Raw genomic sequence first — 1580 nt, 5'->3', positions numbered from 1 at the left:
GCATGGACCGTCGTGGTGGACAGCGCCGCCGACGCAAGCGGCCCGTGCGCCAGCACCGGCCTGGGACCCTGCTCCCTGCGCGACGCCATCACCTACGCCAACGCCAACCGCAACAAAGGGGGCGACAACCGCATCGAGTTCCGCATCGGCGCGGGGGGAGAGCAGACCATCGTCACCCAAAGCAACTGGAATGGCAGGCTCATGCAGCCCATCGCACCGGCCACATCGCTCACCGTGGACGCCAGCACGCAACCCGGCTATGAGGACCACTTGCCACGCCGCCCCCTGATCACGCTGCAGTCAGGCAGCCCCGAGTTCGGCATAGGGCTCGAGCTGGCAGGCGCCATCACGGTGCGCGGCCTGGCGATAGGCGGCTTCAATACGGCCCTGGCGGTGACCGGCGACGGCAACACCGTGCTGGGCTGCCATATAGGCGTTGACGCATCGGGAACGGTTGCCATGGGCAATCGCAGCAACATTATTGTCAACTCCGGCAACCGCAACCGCATCGGCAATCTGGATATTGGCGGGCGAAATGTCATTTCCGCGGCGGAAAATTCCGGAGTATGGCTTTCCTGGCCGGGCACAGGTACAGGAAACATCATTCAGGGAAACTACATAGGCACCGATATCACAGGCAATGTGGCACTGGGAAATCAAGGTGGCGGCATCAGCGTGGCATCCGACTTTACCGGCACGCTGATCGACAGCAATCTCGTTTCCGGCAATGTAAAAGAAATGGGCGGCTATTCCGCGATTTCCATTTCCGGCGCCCACACGCTGGTGACCCGCAACCGAGTCGGAACCAATGCAGCCGGCACAGCCATGATTCCCAACAATGGGCCAGGCATTGCCGTATTCTTTTCGTCGGAGGGCGGACATCGCATTGGCACAGGCCCTGAGGACGGCAACCTGGTTGCCGGAAACAAGGAAACGGCCATTGAATTGAATGGAAACTACGGCGCACGCAACTCGAATACCCTGATTGCCGGGAATATCGTGGGAACCAGCCTGGATGCCAGCACCATGCTGCCCAATCAATGGGGCATCGTCATCAAGGATTCGGACGAAGTGACCGTGCGCGCAAACATCGTCGGTGGCAGCAAGGCGTCCGGCATACAGTTCCAGGGCGCCAGCAAGAACAACCTCGTGCAGGGCAACTACGTGGGCGTCAGTCCCCAGGGAACCGCCCTGCCCAACGGTGAAGGCGTTTCCTTTTTCCAGAAGGCCCATGACACCCTGGTCGGCGGTGACGACGCGGCACATGCCAACGTGATTGCGCACAACAGGCTGTTCGGCGTGGGATTGCGGGGGGACGAAGTCAAGGGCGTCTCCATGCTCGGCAATGCCATCTACGGCAATACCGAGGGAGGCATCGCACGAACCAGCCTGGCCAACGGAGATCCTGCCGAGCCGGTGCTGCTCACGGTGACGCCCGAGGGCCTGTCCGGCACGCTGGACAGCGTCGCCAACGAAAGCATGCGCATCGAGTATTTCTCGACGCCCAGGCTGCCCGACGGGCTGGTGGAGCGCGCCGCCGGCAAGGTTCTGCTGGGCTCGCAGACCGTGACCACCGATGC

At 62.2% G+C, this 1580-nt stretch carries 1 protein-coding gene; it reads left to right on the top strand.

Annotated elements, in window-relative coordinates:
• Window positions 1–15 precede the first annotated feature (15 nt).
• Window positions 16–1580 (top strand): CSLREA domain-containing protein (locus L995_RS30995; RefSeq protein WP_231574577.1); only part of this gene is annotated, 1565 nt, incomplete at its 3' end.

It is taken from the genome of Delftia sp. ZNC0008, assembly GCF_000799035.1.
Taxonomy (GTDB): domain Bacteria; phylum Pseudomonadota; class Gammaproteobacteria; order Burkholderiales; family Burkholderiaceae_C; genus Comamonas; species Comamonas tsuruhatensis.
The sequence above is the reverse complement of the archived record's forward strand: the minus strand, read 5'-3'. Positions and strand labels throughout refer to the sequence as shown.